This is a genomic window from Nitrosomonas sp. TNE100 (assembly GCF_055387135.1).
Window position 1 is genome coordinate 1,044,861 of record NZ_AP040997.1, and the last position, 15,874, is coordinate 1,060,734.

Annotated in this window: 17 protein-coding genes, 2 tRNA genes and 2 pseudogenes; 4 read left to right on the forward strand and 17 right to left on the reverse strand. The window is 47.0% G+C overall.

Going from position 1 to position 15,874, the window contains the following annotated elements; genetic code table 11:
- Positions 1-21 precede the first annotated feature (21 nt).
- The 3 genes from ACZ5EJ_RS05075 to ACZ5EJ_RS05085 all read left to right on the forward strand — a co-directional run bounded on the left by ACZ5EJ_RS05075 (position 22) and on the right by ACZ5EJ_RS05085 (position 1,138).
- A complete protein-coding gene (locus ACZ5EJ_RS05075) occupies positions 22-621 on the forward strand; it encodes a glutathione S-transferase N-terminal domain-containing protein (RefSeq protein ID WP_074456294.1) in 600 nt (199 codons plus the stop codon).
- Positions 618-1,046: a ClpXP protease specificity-enhancing factor gene (locus ACZ5EJ_RS05080; protein WP_011634189.1), complete on the forward strand. Its 429-nt coding sequence runs from the start codon at positions 618-620 to the stop codon at positions 1,044-1,046. Before ACZ5EJ_RS05075 ends, ACZ5EJ_RS05080 begins: the two co-directional genes overlap by 4 nt.
- A 16-nt stretch (positions 1,047-1,062) precedes the next feature.
- A tRNA-Thr gene (locus ACZ5EJ_RS05085) sits at positions 1,063-1,138 on the forward strand.
- On the opposite strand, the pseudogene ACZ5EJ_RS05090 reads toward ACZ5EJ_RS05085, so the two are convergent.
- The 13 genes and pseudogenes from ACZ5EJ_RS05090 to ACZ5EJ_RS05150 form a co-directional block, all read right to left on the reverse strand.
- Positions 1,139-1,459 (reverse strand): annotated as a pseudogene (locus ACZ5EJ_RS05090) (tyrosine-type recombinase/integrase); the annotation flags it as partial. It abuts the tRNA gene before it with no gap.
- A gap of 22 nt (positions 1,460-1,481) precedes the next feature.
- Positions 1,482-1,919 (reverse strand): annotated as a pseudogene (locus ACZ5EJ_RS05095) (IS630 family transposase); the annotation flags it as partial.
- Between the two features lie 162 nt (positions 1,920-2,081).
- On the reverse strand, positions 2,082-2,507 hold the full coding sequence (dksA, locus tag ACZ5EJ_RS05100) for an RNA polymerase-binding protein DksA (RefSeq protein WP_011634192.1): 426 nt from the start codon (positions 2,505-2,507) through the stop codon (positions 2,082-2,084).
- 361 nt (positions 2,508-2,868) lie between these two features.
- Positions 2,869-4,560, reverse strand: coding sequence for an adenylate/guanylate cyclase domain-containing protein (locus tag ACZ5EJ_RS05105; protein WP_240142336.1), 1,692 nt, complete (start codon positions 4,558-4,560; stop codon positions 2,869-2,871).
- Complete coding sequence (locus ACZ5EJ_RS05110; RefSeq protein ID WP_041353469.1) at positions 4,547-5,398, reverse strand: HDOD domain-containing protein; 852 nt, start codon at positions 5,396-5,398, stop codon at positions 4,547-4,549. The genes ACZ5EJ_RS05105 and ACZ5EJ_RS05110 overlap by 14 nt, the downstream gene beginning before the upstream one ends.
- 565 nt (positions 5,399-5,963) lie before the next feature.
- Positions 5,964-6,203, reverse strand: coding sequence for a hypothetical protein (locus tag ACZ5EJ_RS05115; protein ID WP_011634195.1), 240 nt, complete (start codon positions 6,201-6,203; stop codon positions 5,964-5,966).
- A gap of 58 nt (positions 6,204-6,261) precedes the next feature.
- Positions 6,262-6,477, reverse strand: a complete 216-nt coding sequence (locus ACZ5EJ_RS05120; protein ID WP_041353470.1) for a hypothetical protein — start codon at positions 6,475-6,477, stop codon at positions 6,262-6,264.
- 33 nt (positions 6,478-6,510) lie between these two features.
- Complete coding sequence (locus ACZ5EJ_RS05125) at positions 6,511-6,660, reverse strand: hypothetical protein (protein WP_464556892.1); 150 nt, start codon at positions 6,658-6,660, stop codon at positions 6,511-6,513.
- Positions 6,661-6,868: 208 nt separating this feature from the next.
- Positions 6,869-8,419 (reverse strand): YfjI family protein, encoded by a 1,551-nt coding sequence (locus ACZ5EJ_RS05130; RefSeq protein ID WP_464557614.1) that lies wholly within the window; start codon positions 8,417-8,419, stop codon positions 6,869-6,871.
- Positions 8,416-9,414 carry a DUF7146 domain-containing protein gene (locus ACZ5EJ_RS05135; protein WP_074456514.1) on the reverse strand — a complete coding sequence of 333 codons (999 nt, stop codon included), beginning with the start codon at positions 9,412-9,414 and terminating at the stop codon, positions 8,416-8,418. The genes ACZ5EJ_RS05130 and ACZ5EJ_RS05135 overlap by 4 nt, the downstream gene beginning before the upstream one ends.
- An 80-nt stretch (positions 9,415-9,494) precedes the next feature.
- Positions 9,495-9,731 carry a helix-turn-helix transcriptional regulator gene (locus ACZ5EJ_RS05140; RefSeq protein WP_011634199.1) on the reverse strand — a complete coding sequence of 79 codons (237 nt, stop codon included), beginning with the start codon at positions 9,729-9,731 and terminating at the stop codon, positions 9,495-9,497.
- A 310-nt stretch (positions 9,732-10,041) separates the two neighbouring features.
- Complete coding sequence (locus ACZ5EJ_RS05145) at positions 10,042-11,223, reverse strand: tyrosine-type recombinase/integrase (protein ID WP_074684495.1); 1,182 nt, start codon at positions 11,221-11,223, stop codon at positions 10,042-10,044.
- A gap of 171 nt (positions 11,224-11,394) precedes the next feature.
- Positions 11,395-11,485: transfer RNA gene (locus tag ACZ5EJ_RS05150), tRNA-Ser, on the reverse strand.
- Positions 11,486-11,646: 161 nt separating this feature from the next.
- Here ACZ5EJ_RS05150 and ACZ5EJ_RS05155 point away from each other — a divergent pair.
- On the forward strand, positions 11,647-12,132 hold the full coding sequence (locus ACZ5EJ_RS05155) for a hypothetical protein (protein WP_074455624.1): 486 nt from the start codon (positions 11,647-11,649) through the stop codon (positions 12,130-12,132).
- A gap of 90 nt (positions 12,133-12,222) precedes the next feature.
- Here the strand turns inward: ACZ5EJ_RS05155 and ubiD are convergent, their stop codons facing one another.
- The 4 genes from ubiD to ACZ5EJ_RS05175 all read right to left on the reverse strand — a co-directional run bounded on the left by ubiD (position 12,223) and on the right by ACZ5EJ_RS05175 (position 15,720).
- Positions 12,223-13,686, reverse strand: a complete 1,464-nt coding sequence (ubiD, locus tag ACZ5EJ_RS05160; protein ID WP_074455623.1) for a 4-hydroxy-3-polyprenylbenzoate decarboxylase — start codon at positions 13,684-13,686, stop codon at positions 12,223-12,225.
- A gap of 92 nt (positions 13,687-13,778) precedes the next feature.
- Positions 13,779-14,639: a 4-hydroxybenzoate octaprenyltransferase gene (gene ubiA, locus ACZ5EJ_RS05165; protein WP_074455622.1), complete on the reverse strand. Its 861-nt coding sequence runs from the start codon at positions 14,637-14,639 to the stop codon at positions 13,779-13,781.
- A gap of 78 nt (positions 14,640-14,717) precedes the next feature.
- Complete coding sequence (locus ACZ5EJ_RS05170) at positions 14,718-15,254, reverse strand: chorismate--pyruvate lyase family protein (protein WP_041353471.1); 537 nt, start codon at positions 15,252-15,254, stop codon at positions 14,718-14,720.
- A gap of 67 nt (positions 15,255-15,321) precedes the next feature.
- Positions 15,322-15,720 (reverse strand): response regulator, encoded by a 399-nt coding sequence (locus ACZ5EJ_RS05175; protein ID WP_011634205.1) that lies wholly within the window; start codon positions 15,718-15,720, stop codon positions 15,322-15,324.
- Positions 15,721-15,874: the final 154 nt, after the last annotated feature.

The following is a 15,874-nucleotide window of genomic DNA, read 5'->3' on the forward strand; positions in this document are numbered from 1 at the left end:
ATTACTTGTTATACAGAAGCTATGATGACATTATATTCAACAGCAACTTGTCCTTTCAGCCATCGTTGTCGAATTGTATTGCATGAAAAGGATATGGATTTTCAGGTTATCGATGTTGATCCTAATAATATACCTGAGGATATCGCTGTAATTAGTTCACACGGAAAAGTGCCAATCCTGGTTGAAAGAGATCTTATATTGTATGAAGCAAACATCATCAATGAATATATCGATGATCGTTTTCCTCATCCGCAATTAATGCCTGCGGAACCAGTGATGCGTGCTCGCGCGAGATTACTATTACACCGATTTGAGAAGGAGCTTTTCAGCCATGTTGAGTCTCTGGAGCAGGGCAATCCAAAAGCAGCAGACAAAATTCGCATAGAAATTGCGAATGGATTGGCAATGATTGCCCCTATCTTCGACAAACAGAGATATATGCTGGGAGATGAATATACCATGCTGGATGTGGCAATTGCTCCGTTATTGTGGAGGCTTGATCACTATGGGATCAAGCTACCAAAGCAGGCTGCTGCGTTGCTAAAGTATGCTGAAAGGCTTTTTAGCAGACCGCTATTTATTGATGCATTGACTCCAGCTGAAAAATTGATGCGTAAATGAATAATGTCTCTTCAATCAAACCTTATTTAATACGTGCTGTCCATGAGTGGTGTATTAATAATGGATATTGCCCTTATATCTCAGCATTAGAAGATGGATGTTCTGGTATTCCGGCTGAGTTATTTAAGAATAAAGAAATTATACTTAATATAAGCAGCCAGTCAGTGAATGACTTACAGATTGATAATGAAATAATTCAATTTATAACTCGGTTCAATGGAGTACCAAAAAAAATCAGGATTATGATTGCAGCTGTATCTGCAATATTTGCGCGAGAATCAGGGCAAGGACTTACCTTTATTCCGGAGATTAATACGGGATGGACCGAGGGGAGTTACATAGATGATTCTATTTTACAGAAAGACCAAGCTTTATCCGTTGAAGGTAAACAACGAGATAAAGCGTTTTTAAAAATTGTAAAATAGTTTTATTTTTTTATTTGCCGGCATAGCTCAGTTGGTAGAGCAGCTGATTTGTAATCAGAAGGTCGCGAGTTCGATTCTTGCTGTCGGCACCATTAAATCAATAGGGTAGGTGAGTTTTCTAATCTGCTGATTTTTCCGGTCAAATTTGTGTCAGGAAGCAGCAGAACATCTACCACTTCTGCATGTTTTCTGAATTACTCGGGAGCGAGATGAGCATAACACTTCGCCATCTCGGTTGATTCCCAAGCTCCCATCTCCTGGATCACATTCAAAGGCGCACCTCTTCGAGCTAACCAACTTGCCCAGGTGTGTCGCTCATGCCAGCGGAAATTTTCGATACCGGCACGCATCAATGCCTTCCGCCATGCTTTGGTATTGGCTTATGTAATTGGCTGTCCGTTGTATGTAAAGACATTTTACTAGAGTATTTTTGGTTTACTTGTTTACATATCCACATGAAGCGAAGTAGTTGGCACACTCCTCCGGAGTGAACAGATCCAACACTTTGCCGATCTGTGCCCATAAGGCATCCATGGTTCGTTTGGCGGCTTTGCGTAATAGGGCTTTGAGTTTGGAGAACATTTTCTCGATTGGATTCAGATCAGGCGAATACGGCGGTAAGTAGAGCAGCGTGGCACCTGCCGCTTCAATGGCTGCGCGGACGCCTGGAACCTTGTGACAAGACAGGTTGTCGGCCACCACAATGTCACCTGGCTGCAGCGTGGGGCACAGGCAGGTTTGATGAATATAGGCGAGAAACGCGGCCCCGTTCATTGGGCCGTTGAGCACTAACGGAGCGGTGATCGCATCGTGACGCAGTCCCGCAATGAAGGTGGTGCTCTTCCAGTGGCCGTGGTGCCCAGCATGCCTGCAGAACTGGCGTGTAGTAAACAAAAATGGTCAGCAGCTTCGACCAGGCTCATCATTGAGCAGTAATCGTGACATTGCAAGCTCGTATTGCTGTTGAAATACAGCGTACGAGCTTGCTTCTTTAAATCAATAGCTTGAGATTAAACGGGAACAGGCCCTAAACTGTTATTTGGCGACTTGTCTTTCCCGGATTTCGTCCAGGGTCTTGCAGTCGATACAAAGTGTTGCTGTTGGCCGAGCTTCCAGCCGCTTTAGGCCAATTTCGATACCACATTTTTCGCAATAACCATAATCACCCTCGTCAATTTTGGTGATGATTTCACCAATTTTTTTGATCAGCTTGCGTTCGCGGTCACGGCTGCGCAGTTCCAGCGCCATGTCAGATTCTTGGGTGGCCCGGTCAGCCGGGTCAGCAAAAATTGTGGATTCTTCCTGCATGACGTGTACAGTACGATCAATTTCCTTACCAAGTTCAGCCCGCTGGACTTCCAGTATTTTCCGGAAATGTGCCAATTGCTCCGGGCTCATATATTCCTCACCTGCTTTGGGTTCATAAGGGGGAATGGTGTTTGATTCCAATTGTTTACCCATTCGTGACATGCTCCTTCTGATAATACGCTTTATAATTGTAGAGTTGAGGAAAAGAAATCTGTCATCAATACCAGAAATAATAAGGAATAGCAAGTTTTCATGTGGAAATGTTAACTTGGGGCAGTAGTCCCCTTTTCTGGTTTTGAGGAGTAGCGATGGAGGGAAGTGCGTTACGATGAATTATCGCGAGGTGGATCGGCTTATGGAGTTATCCGGGCGATAGTAGCGGGGCAATGCTCACAGGGTAAAGCAGCTGGTATGTCGATATCGGGAAGCAAGAATTCTCCCCTCCTGGCTCTGTATTTTGATCCAGCCGAGATCACACAGGGTTATATGGCAGTGCCCAATGATCTCCTTGAATTTAGGCTCTCGAACGGGTGATAAAAATATCATGCAAAAGAGGTTGGCTGGTTATCTGGACGTAGCGGACAGCCTGTTTGTTGCGTTTTCCTTTCAGTTTGAGATAAAAGCGCTTGCTGAAGCTGATCTCGGTGTGATCAATCTGTGCAATGGCTTCATGTAATTCTTCACTAATCAGTATCGCGCCCGGACAACAACTTTTCTCAAGCCGGGCAGCGGTATTCACAACATCACCAATTGTTGTCCAGTCTAGCCTGCCTGAAGCACCGACATTGCCAATTACAACCTTTCCCCAATGGATGCCGATACGCAATAGCAGCAGATCTTTGCTGGCACGCATCCGCAGACTATTGAAATCATGGGAATGTTTGTGAATGTCGAGTGCGGCCAGTACGGCTTTATATGGTTCCTTGAAGAGCGCCATGACGCAATCTCCCATGAACTTGTCGATGACGCCTTCATGCTGTTTGACTGCTTTTGTGATTCTGCCAAGTATCAGATTGAGCGTGTGGATAACGGATTCTTCTTTTTCATTGTTTTCCACGTAAGTGGTAAAGCCGGCAATATCGCAAAACAGAACGGCAAGCTGACATTCTTCATTAGGGAGTGCATTGCCACCCAGCCGGACGATTTCTCTGGCTTTCTGCTCGACTAGCTGAGGCACATAATTACGGGTAATGTTATGCACACGAGCTTCGTTGAGGATAGAGCCTTCTGCCAGTGTGTCAGTGGCCTTGTGATCCAGCGATACGATTTGCCACATCGTGTGGATTGTCATGTCATGGTGACGGTAACCACTAATATTGAAAAGTATCGACAGGCTGTCATCATGGGGCAGCCTGATGCGGGTTCTGTAGTTCTCGAACAAACCATTCTGTAATTCCAACGCAAGCCCCCACAACACATCATTATAAAAATGGCTGGGGATAATACCTGCAAGGGTATGTGCTGAAACAGGCGATACTTCCAGTTTCAGGTTGTTGAGAATTGTGGGTGATATAGCCAGAATATCCCCGGCGCTGGAGAAAACGATAATGCTGTAGCCCAGCTTGCTGAAAATAACCTGGGCCTTATCTGACTCCTCCGCACAGGTCAGCAATTGAGAGTGTCCTGTCTGCGACTGATAGAGGTGATGTTCTGCAATATTCCTTACTATTCTGGCAGCAGAATATCCTGGCGAATACTTATCATGAGTCTGTTTTGACAATACGAATCCGATTGCTCTGGCAAGCTTGTTATCCAGATAGGCGCTATCGTCACAGCTGATCGGGTATTCAATCTGTATCAAAGTATCTTTTTCTTCAGGGAAAGTCAGCATGATCTGAAAATTGTTCTCTTTACAGAATTGCTCGATATTCCGATCGCCATGCATGACCAGTTCGTTTTGCAGGAGTTCATTAAATACGCTATTCCTGCTGGCGACATTAAGACCGAGATCACCTTCAATTGCCTGCTGGAAAGCATGACGATGCATGGTTTTAACCAGATTCGTAATCAGCTTGTGTAATAGCAGTACGGTTGAATCCAGTAGGCGCTGGCAACACAAACGTTCCAGTGAGTGTGCAATTTTTCGTTCAAGCTCTTGCCAGATATTTTGCTCAAGCGAAGTAATGATGATCGGGTAACTGGATCGAATAGCGATCGGCCTGGCTTCACTTGAATTTGCTGCAAAAGGTGTTTTAGCTGTGATCATTTGCACAGAATTGATAGATTTCATCATTGATCAATTTTTGAAAGAACGCCTCGTCGAGTAGGTGATCGGCATATTCTTCACTTAGCCCGTAAGCTATCAATTTCTCCTTGCGAACATCCAGATCACAGGGGTTGGCACCAATACCGGCACCTTTGATCAGATTATTGGCAATGGCCAGCCAAAGCTGGATTTTGTTTTCAGTTTGCCCGGGTATCAGCTGATCGAGATCAGTGCCGACATATAGTTGAAACTGCGATGGAAGTTTCCATGCCCTGACCGCTTGCTCACCAATCTGATAATGATCCGTTCCCAGGAATTTCTGCTCCGCCTCCCTGCTTGAACAATCGCTCTCAAGTGCATGGGTGAGGGCATCCATATAATCCTTGCGTGCATGGGTAAAAAGCAGAATTTTGCCAATATCATGCACCAGACCGGCAACAAAAGCTTCTTCACAATCCGCTGATTTACCTAATTCAGAACAGATGTTGTAACTTGCAATTGCAACTAATAGTGAGTGCTGCCAGATATGTGTACGTACTAATGTATTTTTGTTTTTAGAGAATACCGAGCGTGAAAAGGCCAGTATGACTAGGGAACGAATGATGTTGATTCCTAGCAGGCTGATTGCGATAGGCAGCGTTCTAATCGGTTGACTGCGGTTATAAATAGGTGAATTGGCCACTCTGAGAATGAACGATGCAACCACCTGATCAGAGCGCAACAAACAATCCATCTCCCTGAAACAGTTCGAGGATTCTTCATCAATTTCGATAATCCTGGAGATAATCTCCGGTTGCGTGGATTTTATTGTTTTGTAGTCAATAATGCATCGATTCATAGCTTATGGATACCGAGCTCGCAATAATAAAAGTTTTTATGTTGTTATGAGCTAAAACAACGGCATTTATAAAGCAGGCTTGATAAACAGCTGAGGAAATATATGAAATTTGTCTGGATTTAGGGCCTGTTCCCGTTTCACATTGGTAACCACAGGAAGGCACAGACCATAGCGATTGCTCTCAAAGGGCAAGCTTGAAAAGTAGTCAGCTATTTCATGGCTTCTGTGTTTTCTTCAATGAGAATTTAATGGTGTATTGTTCAAGGTTAGGCGTGACTGGGTCATTACCGGGTTGTTGCAGGACAGCAGATTGGTGCAAAAAAGCCCCATCCATATACAGGATGAGGCTTTTTTGAAGGCGGGATTCGAATAATCATTGGAAATGACGTATATAAGGGAGTATTGGATTTATGGATCTCTAAAACACCCAGTTTTCTACCCGTTTTTTGAAATGTCACTAACCACCACCACGCGGACACCTTAAAATTTCAGGCTTCCTCGGTAGTGGTGATTTCCATTATCGCGCGTGTGTATGTCGGTGGTTGAAAATTCCCCTATCGTTACGTTAAGATAGCTTGAATTTTTTCATGATTGCCTGGCACTTTGCCGTCCTGCGCGCTCGTTCTTCTTCCGTCCAATAATCAGGACGCTTTGCAGCCTTACCCAATAGCAAGCGCTCCAGGGTACGCCCTCTGCACTCTGAAGGGCGATGCTCCCTATCCAGTAGTTGCCCCAATTCAGGGCATACATAAAAGCTCAGCCGCCTAAATCCAGCATCATCCATCTTGGCACGGTATTTTTTCAATCATTCGGCATTCTTTGACATTTCATGTCTCCTTCAATAATTAAACCACTGGTTGTGTTTAATCTTTCCTTCTCTCAAGGATGGCGTGCTCCATAAAATACTTTCTGGCTTCAGCGTCCCTCCGACATTGGTCAAGGGTCGTATTGCGCAGTAGCGGGTCATTTTCCCCTATATGATCCAGCCACCAATTAATGAGCTTTTCCCAGTCACTGGCTTCGGTTTTCTCTTCCTTGGCCCAGTCACCATGTTTCTTAATTAAAGCGGATAGGGTCATGATGTCAATCTGCCCGCCCTAAGCATTGTGCAATCACAAAACACCGATTATTTTCTCCGGGTAATGGTTTTGTATGTCCGTAGCGTTTTTAATCGCTATTTTGCGTGCAGCATAGGCTTTAGCTGGCATGGGAGATGTTATCCAGAATCCCGCATCGTTCTTGCTCATTCCCTTGTTATTCATTTCTTGAACAGTCAGACAGCGACGGTTAACCCGTGCTTTCCGGTTCGATGTTTGTCGAATGCTGCTGTGCTGTTGAAATATTCATTGCAGGTAGGGCACTGATTTCTGTCGCCTGTCAGTTCCAATTTAGTCAATTTGCTTCCCCTTGTAATTTTCTGTTTTAGACTTTTGCTAACGCTAATCTTGCTAATTTTGCTAATATTCAAGGTTAAATCACTCCATCTTTAGCAGGATTAGCAGCTTTAGCATTAGCAAAGTCCAAAAGCGCAGGATTGATAAGCAGTGTTATGCGCTTCCCATCCCTTCGCACTTGAACACGGTCAAGCTCCTCAAGTTCACGGATCGCAGCATCAATACTTTCCTTTTTCCGAAGCGGCCCATATTGCAGTGCTACGGATTTTCCTACTGTGTGCGTGCACTTATTCTCGCAATGCTCAATCAGCCAGTTATCCAACCGTACCGCGTCCGCCAGTTCAACAGGTAGCGCAAGTTCCCCAAAGAATCTCTTAGCCTCGCTAAGGTGCCATACTGCTATATTGCCTGCCCGTCCAAAATTATCCTGACTGATAGGGCTGTTCATACCATGTTCGAGCATCTGAAACAGCGCTGCCAGTCGTACCGCGTTGTCGGCAGATTTGCTCGCGACGTCGCGTACGTCGTGAAGCTCTCCGCCTCTTGCTAACTCGCTTTCAATAGCATTGTGATATTCCACCCATGCCGCTTTTGCGTCCGGTGACATGTCCAGCATGGTCGAAGTAAGTGCGCCATCTTCATCAATGGGGGCGGGTTTGTTCAGGATTGCAGCAATACGCCTATGGAATGCGCCAAGGTGCGGCCAGTTGGTAGGTGCTTCGGTAAATGCTCGCAAGCCTTGGGTTGATTCCGGCCAAGCCACAAGGAACCGGGCAAGAAAGCCCGTACCACGCGCCAGCGCTCCCGATTTATTGAAAAACTCCCGCAGGGTGGGTTCCTGTACCTGCAAAACTACAGTCAGCCGTGCACCTTGTACCGTGAATGATTCACTGGTGCGCCGGTCTATGGCCAGGCTAGCGCCGTCCCATAACTGGTTAAGCATCGCTAGATTGCGCATAACACTATCCTTGCCCATGCCATGCGAACCAAACACAATGCCCGCTTCAGCCGATACCACGCCGCTGGAAGGCCAACGCTTCGCCAATCCATACGTGAGGGCTTCGGGCGTTGCGTCCGCGTATATTAGCCGTGGAACTCTTGGCGGCTCTGGCTTGTCCTGTTGCAATTGCGTCAGATCATTTTGCAACTCGTCAGTCGGACTGCCTTTCGCCCCGGCGCTTTTTATCGCCGATAGAATCCCCTCGCGTTTCGCTTCCCATGCCGAAATGTCCGCATTATATTTCTCAATCACCGGTTTGCTGGCCTCTGCCTGTTCTGCCTCATAGTCGCGAATGACTTTGGTAAAGAAGCTATCACAGGTTGATTTTCGCTCCCCGGAATCAGCGATAGTCAGTAGGAATAAACCAACAGGGCCATGCAACTTCTCTGCTCGTTTAACGTCAATGTGTGCCTGGCAGGCCAACGACAGCGCAGCCAGTGCTGATGATGCCACCAGCGGCACAGGGGCTTTAACAAAACCCGCTACCTCTTTCACTGCTTCACGGATCGTATCCGGCAATGCGTCCAGTGGGTATGCTTCGGGTTCGATCTTTGCGGTTAATGGTTGCGGATCAGGCCAGTTATCAACCGGAGGAAAATTATCAACGCACAACACGGGATCGCTCATCGTGCCCTCCTTGAGAGAAGATCATCATTCCAGTCGCCTACCGTCTCCGGGATTAAAACTCTTACTGTAACCTCCCCGGCCACGCGCTCTGAAAGGATTGAAGCTGCCTTCTGCCCGGTCTCGTTTTGGTCGCGATCTCCAAAGATATAAAGGTTTTGCACGCCAGCAGGTAAAACAAATGATTTCAGGCCGTTTGCAGAAATACATGACCATACTGGCACCTCGCTTAAGATTGAAGCCGCCAGTGCAGTTTCAATGCCTTCTGCCACCCCAAGCGATAACCTCCCTTTTCTCAAGGAAGGGGGTGTCAGTCTGATTGCAGCGCCTTGTAATGATCCGGCAGTCGATGTCAGCTTTTTGGGATTAGGGAGGGGTGCCTTTTCGCCGTCATGTGTTAAATAGGTTCTGTGCAAAGCGACGATGTCACCGCTTGGGCTGGTAACAGCAGCGAGCATGGCGTGAAATAAACCCCAACAATCGCCTTTGCTATCAACGTAACTTAGATCAGGCGTATATCGCAGTGCCATTGCGTTATTTGGCACGTTTAAACCGCGATTTAACAGGTATACCCCAGCAGGGTTGTTGCTTGTGATTGGTTCTGTTTTTTCCCACAAGTCAATTAACCTGGCTTTTTGTTGTTGCCACCGCTCAACCTGCAATCGGTCGCGTTCAGCTTCTGCTTCCAGCCTAACCTGTGATCTCAAGGAGGATAAATCTATTTCCTTGTGAGTGTTTGAAGGTCTCCAGCCATTTTGTTGTGCCAGATAGAACAACGTTTTGATGGTGATTCCGCCAGTACGGTACGGCTTTATGGATCGCCATACGTCTTTAGCTTCATCGTCACCGCGGCCATCCCGCCATTCATTCCACAAGGAATGACCAGCTTCCCCTAGCTCGTTTTTCAATGCAGCAGCAACACGATGCCGGAGAGCATTATCGCCGCTGGGAATGAATCTTAAAATTTCATGTATTGAATCTAGTCCGGTATAATTCATTCAGCCCTATCCTTTCAAGAAAAGAAGTAAACGCCCGGCCGCTAACCGGGCTTTTTTTTTGCCTGTTTTTTGAAAAGGATTTAGCTGCTTTGCTCAGCTCGATAACCTGCCGGATCCGCTAACCAGCGATGCACTTCTGCATTGTCGTACATCGTTATACGCTCACCAAGCTTGCACCGCTTCGGCGCAAGCCCTGCGACGGATAGCTGGCGAAACTTCTCCTTGGAAACTGGAATGAATGGTTTGAGCTGTGACCAGCGGGATTTGCCGGTCAATGGGATGGTTTCAGGAAGATTGGTTGTTTTGTTGCTTGTCATTAGAAATGCTCCGCAATGATTAAAGAATCACTAGAGAGCAGAAGCAATATTCCCTTAACTTTTATATACTTTATGTGCTATGATTACCCATAGTTTGCTAAAGTATTGTTAGTGTATTGTTTCTGCCGTTGGGCAGATCAAAGCAACCAAGTGTATAACTCGCTGATTGCTTCATTCAGCCTGCCCGGTTGGTGATTGGCGTCACTACCGGGCAATCCCTTGTATCTAGTGGTCAAGGGTGGTCAATAGTACCATATGTTGTGCTTTGTACAAATACTACCCAGATCCTCTATTGGCTGGAATCTTTTTGTCATATTCCTTTCATCTCAATATATTCTCCCCACCATTGCATCATTTTCCTGCGCTGTTCAAGGTACAGGGCGTGATTGTAAGCCGCTGAAACTTCATCACGCTCTGCATGTGCCAGTTGTAGTTCTATCCATTTGTGGTCGAAATTTTTCTCATGTAAGACAGTTGATGCCAGTCCACGGAAGCCGTGCCCTGTCATACGGCCCTTGTAACCTATGCGGTATAGCGCATAAATAATGGTGTTGTTGCTCATGGTCTTGCCATTACGTCGCTCGTTGGGGAACAACAGAACCGGGTCACTGTTCAATGCCTTGATTTCGCGCAAGACAGTTATTGCCTGGTCGCTCAAGGGGACGATATGCTGACTACGCATTTTCATGCGCTCTGGCGGGATACGCCATTCGGCATTATCAAAGCTAATCTCTTCCCACCGTCCGCCGATCAGTTCACTTGTCCGAATGAATGTTAGCGTCATTAACTGCAAAGCCAGTCGTGTAAGTGGTTGCCCGTCGTACTGATTAATCTTCTGGAGTAAATCCGGCAGCTCTGATTCAGGTATCCGCTTGTGATTAACTTTTTTCCGTTTCTTTAGAATGTCAGCTGGTTTTATGTCTGCTGCCGGGTTTCGTTCTGATAACCCGTGCTGCACCGCATAGCACATAACCTGCCCGCACATGGTTAAAACACGTTTTGCAATATCCAGCGCGCCACGGCTTTGCACCTTGTACACAAGCTCAATAAAGTGCATGGCTGTGAGTGTATTGACTGGTTTTGCACCAATGAACGGGAATATATCGGCTTCCATTCTTCTCAAGGTATAGGCTACATGGCGCTCTGTCTTGGCATGCTTCCAATGCATCCACCATGCCCGCGCCACCGCCTCGAAACTGTTTTCAACAGACACGATCGCTTTCCGTTTTTCTTCCTTGCGATGAGTCGATGGATTGATGCCCTGTTTTAGTATCGCCTTGTACCCATCATGAATTGATCGGGCTTGCGCCAGGGTTGTTTCCGGGTATTTCCCAAGGGAAAGCATGGATTCTTTCTCATTGAATAAATACCGGTACCGCCAGTGCTTTGAACCGTCAGGATATATCAGCAGGGTCAATCCGTTGCCGTCTGTCAGCTTGTATTGCTTCTCTTTGGGTTTTGCAGCTCGAATGGCTGAATCAGTTAGTTTCATTGGTAAAACCGGGTAGAAATGAAATGGGTAAAAAATATATCCGGTTTTCTACCCGTTTTTTGAAATGTTACCCGGTTTTACCAAGGTTGCCAATGAATGACTAGATATGCTGCTAGATTAAGTGTTTGTGCGGGTTTGTTTGTTGACGGTGGGTATTAATTGCTATATCTTTGGCGGAGAAGGCGGGATTCGAACCCGCGGTACGGTATTACCGTACACACGCTTTCCAGGCGTGCACCTTCAGCCACTCGGTCACTTCTCCTTTTGATTTTCTTGCTTGGCGGGCCGTAAAGGATAAACCAGATTGATACAGGGAGCAATAAGCAGTGTGTTTTATTTCTTTGGAGTGTTTACTAATGTTTGTGATATGGCGAAAATGATGTGTTTTCAGCCAGCACTGTAAAAAATAAGGAGGTCAATTTGATGAAGATTTTTATATTTGCTTTGGGTTTTATTATGACGACTGCCATGGCCGATGGCGTTGACCAGCGCCAGATTTTACCTTTGAATGAAATGCAGCGCAATCATCTGCTGGGTGAAATGCGTATGCTACTAACCGGTACAGGTGCCATTCTAGAGGCGCTTGCGCAGGATGACAGTGCGGCTGTCGCGCGTCATGCTCGTTCGCTTGGGGTGGAAATGCCGCATAAAATGGAAGGACATATGGATAAAATCCTGCCCGAGCAGTTTATGCTGATGGGTATGACCATGCATCAGGATTTTGACAGAATTGCACAGGATGCAGAATCCGGGAAGGATACCAAGCATACGTTGCAGCAATTGAGCAAGGCGTTGGGACGGTGCACCGCATGTCATGCTATCTATCAAATTGGTACTGTCCAGCAATCCGGCGAGCAGGGTGCACAAGATGTTCATGGAAAACATGGGGCACATTCACATACTCGGTAGATTACAGTTTGCGCAGACCTGATTATGAAGTCCGACTACTTTTTTCGGGGAGTGAAGGGAGCTGTGGTATCCATCTCTACGGCTGAATGGTCAAAATAGCAATTGCTGCCAGAGGTGATCGACTCTGGCTTTGACGGCCGCATCCATTTCGATGATGCGACCCCATTCACGGGATGTTTCACCTGGCCATTTGTTAGTGGCATCCAGTCCCATTTTGCTGCCGAGCCCGGATACAGGGCTGGCAAAATCGAGATAATCAATCGGTGTGTTCTCCACAATCAGAGTGTCGCGTACCGGATCAACTCGAGTGGTTATCGCCCAGATGACTTCTTTCCAGTCGCGGATGTTGATATCGTCATCGGTCACGATGATGAACTTGGTGTACATGAACTGGCGCAGAAAACTCCAGATACCGAACATGACACGCTTGGCGTGGCCAGGATACTGTTTTTTCATACTGACTACAGCCAGTCGGTAAGAACAGCCTTCTGGTGGCAGGTAAAAATCGGTAATCTCGGTAAACTGTTTTTGCAACAATGGTACGAATACTTCATTGAGGGCGACGCCAAGAATGGCTGGTTCATCCGGTGGTTTGCCAGTGTAGGTGGAGTGGTAAATCGGATCGCGGCGCATGGTGATCCGTTCAATAGTAAACACTGGAAAGGTTTCCTGCTCGTTGTAATAGCCGGTGTGGTCGCCGTAGGGCCCCTCCAATGCCGTTTCATTCGGGTAAATATAGCCTTCCAGCACAATTTCCGCGCTGGCGGGGACTTGCAGATCATGTGTCAGACATTTGACTATTTCAGTTTTTGCGCCACGCAACAAGCCGGCAAACTGGTATTCGCTTAAACTATCGGGAACGGGGGTCACTGCACCGAGAATAGTTGCCGGATCAGCACCCAGCGCAACCGCAACAGGGTAGGGTTCCCCGGGATTGGTCTGACAAAAATCACGGTAATCCAGCGCGCCACCGCGATGTGCCAGCCAGCGCATAATTACCTTGTTGGGAGCAATGACCTGTTGTCGATAAATTCCCAGATTTTGTCTGGATTTATGCGGGCCGCGTGTGACTGTAAGTCCCCAGGTGATCAGTGGTGCCACATCGCCCGGCCAGCAGGTTTGAATGGGTAGTTTGCTCAGATCGACATCAGCGCCATCCCACACTATTTCCTGGCAGGGAGCGCTGGCCAATTCACGGGGAGGCATGTTGAGCACCTGCTTTAATATCGGCAATTTGTCCCATGCATCGCGTAGCCCTTTTGGAGGTTCGGGTTCCTTGAGGTAAGCCAGTAGTTTTCCCACTTCACGCAAGGCAGAAACGGATGTCTGTCCCATGCCCAGCGCCACTCGTTCCGGGGTGCCAAACAGGTTACCCAATACTGGAATTGTATGCCCAGCCGGTCGTTCAAACAGCACTGCCGGACCGGCCTGTTTAAGCAGGCGATCACAGATTTCCGTCATTTCCAGATGGGGAGAAACTTCAATGTCAATACGTTTCAATTCTCCACGAAGCTCAAGCTGTGCGAGAAAATCGCGTAGATCGTTATATTTCATAAAACAGATCCAGTTTTTGTGAATGAATTAAACAGAGTACGTTGGTGCAGCGCAGCATTGAGCCAGATTCGTGGTGAGATTGGTTGATCAACTCAAATCAGTGTATCCAGCAATATGCCCGTGAATATGACTGCTCCAACCCGGTTGTTATGCAAAAATGCCTGGAAACAACGGGCAGGTTCACGGTTGCGGATCATGGTGTATTGAACGATAACCAGGCCCAATGCCACCAGTAAGGCGCCATAAAACCAGATACCGCGCTGCAGCAATATTCCCGCATAAGTCAGAATACTCAGGAAGGTAATGTGGCACAGCAGGATACCCACTACATCAAACCGTCCAAACGTAATGGCAGAAGTTTTGATGCCAATTTTTAGATCGTCTGCCAGATCTACCAGTGCATATTCGGTGTCGTAAGCAATAACCCAGAACAGATTGGCCAATACCAGTAGCCACGCAAGCGGTGGAACAGTTCCCGTTTGTGCCGCAAATGCCATGGGAATGCCAAAACTGAATGCTATGCCGAGGTACGCTTGAGGCATGGCAAAAAAGCGTTTGGTAAACGGATAGGAGATGGCAAGGAGCAGGGCGGGTACGGATAGCAGGATTGTCAGGAGATTGAGCGGTAGAATTAGCAAAAAGGCGCACAAACTTAGCCCAGCAGCAACTAGCAGCGCTTCACGAGAGCTGATGATGCCAGTTGCCAGTGGGCGGTTACGGGTTCGAGAAACATGAGGATCGATCTTTCGATCGGCAAAATCATTGATAGCACAACCAGCAGAGCGCATCAGGATCGTGCCGAGCACAAAGATTACCAGAATCATTGGATCCGGCATACCATCGGCTGCTAGCCACAGCCCCCACAATGTTGGCCACAACAGTAGCAGGATGCCAATTGGTTTATCTAGCCGGGTCAGCCTGGCGTATGCAGAAAATCGTTCACTGAAAGTCATATTATAAAAGCCATAAAAACCAGGTCAGTAAAGTATTCCAGCCTGTTTGGGCCGGCCGGGATAGAGTATTTTATCGATTTATAGTTGGTGGATTGCAGGCAGAAATACTTCTGTAACGAGTATCGGCTGCCGCAATAGGATAAATAACGAGCGCCTTGCCCAGAGATTGATTGGGCGCATCTGCAGTTGTTTGCAGGCACGCTCGAATAATGGGTGGTGCGGTTTCAGTTTCTTGAAGGCAAGAGGAGTGCGCTGTATTAGCGGGTTGGTAAACAACATAGTGCCCAATGATCGATTACCCAAACGGCTTAACCCGCGCCATGCCCCTCGTAAATGTTCTTTTTTAACGATCGAATGGGCAAATACAACCGGTGTTTCATTACAACGCAGGTAAACTTCCCGTACCAATACCTGATTTTGTCTGCGTAGATTCATGACTTCCAGTTCGTCAATGCATGCCGTTGCCAGTGTCTGAAAAACAGGTTCAACACGGAAATGCTCACAGTGTGCCTGAAGCAGGCGAGTGAGGGATTCCTGGTGCATCAGCCACCAGCGGAGATTAACAGGAGCAGAAACAGGGACAGGATGCCACGCCAGAGGCGGGTTGGCCTTCATTACGACAAGAGTATGGAAAACGGGGAAGCCAGTTGTAACATAAGTCTATAAAAATTAGAATCCAGGATTAGGCCGGTACTCTATTTTTTGATGTATGTTTTCGGACTGTGTCGAGTAGTGCTTCTTTAGTAAACGGCTTGGTAAGGTATTCGTCAGAGCCGACCATTCTGCCGCGCGCTCTGTCGAATAATCCACTTTTGCTGGATAGCATGATAACCGGCACGGATTGATATCTGGGGTTTTTCTTGATCAGCATGCAGGCCTGGTAACCATCCAGTCGTGGCATAACAATATCCAGAAAGATGATATCTGGTTGATAATCAATAACCTTGGCCATTGCATCAAATCCATCTGTAGCCAGGATTACTTCGCAACCTGAATGCGCAAGAAAAATTTCAGCGCTCCGACGAATGGTGTTGCTGTCATCAACCACCATCACTTTGATACCTGCTAGATCATTTTCCATTTCAGTCACAATTTCTCCCTGTTTTCAAGGTCTCTCGCAAGGTTTTCATTTTGTATGCCAGAGCTCGTTCTTGTCCAACTTTCCTTTTAACTACAGGCTTATTTTTCCTTATTATAATAACGCATTATCGGTTGCTTCAATTCGGTCTGAATAT

Coding starts and splice junctions, on each gene's coding strand:
- ACZ5EJ_RS05155 (WP_074455624.1), top strand. CDS start 11,647: ATGAAGATTTTTATATTTGCTTTGGGTTTTATTATGACGACTGCCATG.
- ubiD (WP_074455623.1), bottom strand. CDS start 13,686: ATGAAATATAACGATCTACGCGATTTTCTCGCACAGCTTGAGCTTCGT.
- ACZ5EJ_RS05110 (WP_041353469.1), bottom strand. CDS start 5,398: ATGAATCGATGCATTATTGACTACAAAACAATAAAATCCACGCAACCG.
- ACZ5EJ_RS05080 (WP_011634189.1), top strand. CDS start 618: ATGAATAATGTCTCTTCAATCAAACCTTATTTAATACGTGCTGTCCAT.
- ACZ5EJ_RS05130 (WP_464557614.1), bottom strand. CDS start 8,419: ATGAGCGATCCCGTGTTGTGCGTTGATAATTTTCCTCCGGTTGATAAC.
- ACZ5EJ_RS05135 (WP_074456514.1), bottom strand. CDS start 9,414: ATGAATTATACCGGACTAGATTCAATACATGAAATTTTAAGATTCATT.
- ACZ5EJ_RS05170 (WP_041353471.1), bottom strand. CDS start 15,254: ATGAAGGCCAACCCGCCTCTGGCGTGGCATCCTGTCCCTGTTTCTGCT.
- ubiA (WP_074455622.1), bottom strand. CDS start 14,639: ATGACTTTCAGTGAACGATTTTCTGCATACGCCAGGCTGACCCGGCTA.
- ACZ5EJ_RS05125 (WP_464556892.1), bottom strand. CDS start 6,660: ATGAATAACAAGGGAATGAGCAAGAACGATGCGGGATTCTGGATAACA.
- ACZ5EJ_RS05175 (WP_011634205.1), bottom strand. CDS start 15,720: ATGGAAAATGATCTAGCAGGTATCAAAGTGATGGTGGTTGATGACAGC.
- ACZ5EJ_RS05140 (WP_011634199.1), bottom strand. CDS start 9,731: ATGACAAGCAACAAAACAACCAATCTTCCTGAAACCATCCCATTGACC.
- ACZ5EJ_RS05120 (WP_041353470.1), bottom strand. CDS start 6,477: ATGACCCTATCCGCTTTAATTAAGAAACATGGTGACTGGGCCAAGGAA.
- ACZ5EJ_RS05075 (WP_074456294.1), top strand. CDS start 22: ATGATGACATTATATTCAACAGCAACTTGTCCTTTCAGCCATCGTTGT.
- ACZ5EJ_RS05105 (WP_240142336.1), bottom strand. CDS start 4,560: ATGATCACAGCTAAAACACCTTTTGCAGCAAATTCAAGTGAAGCCAGG.
- ACZ5EJ_RS05145 (WP_074684495.1), bottom strand. CDS start 11,223: ATGAAACTAACTGATTCAGCCATTCGAGCTGCAAAACCCAAAGAGAAG.
- dksA (WP_011634192.1), bottom strand. CDS start 2,507: ATGGGTAAACAATTGGAATCAAACACCATTCCCCCTTATGAACCCAAA.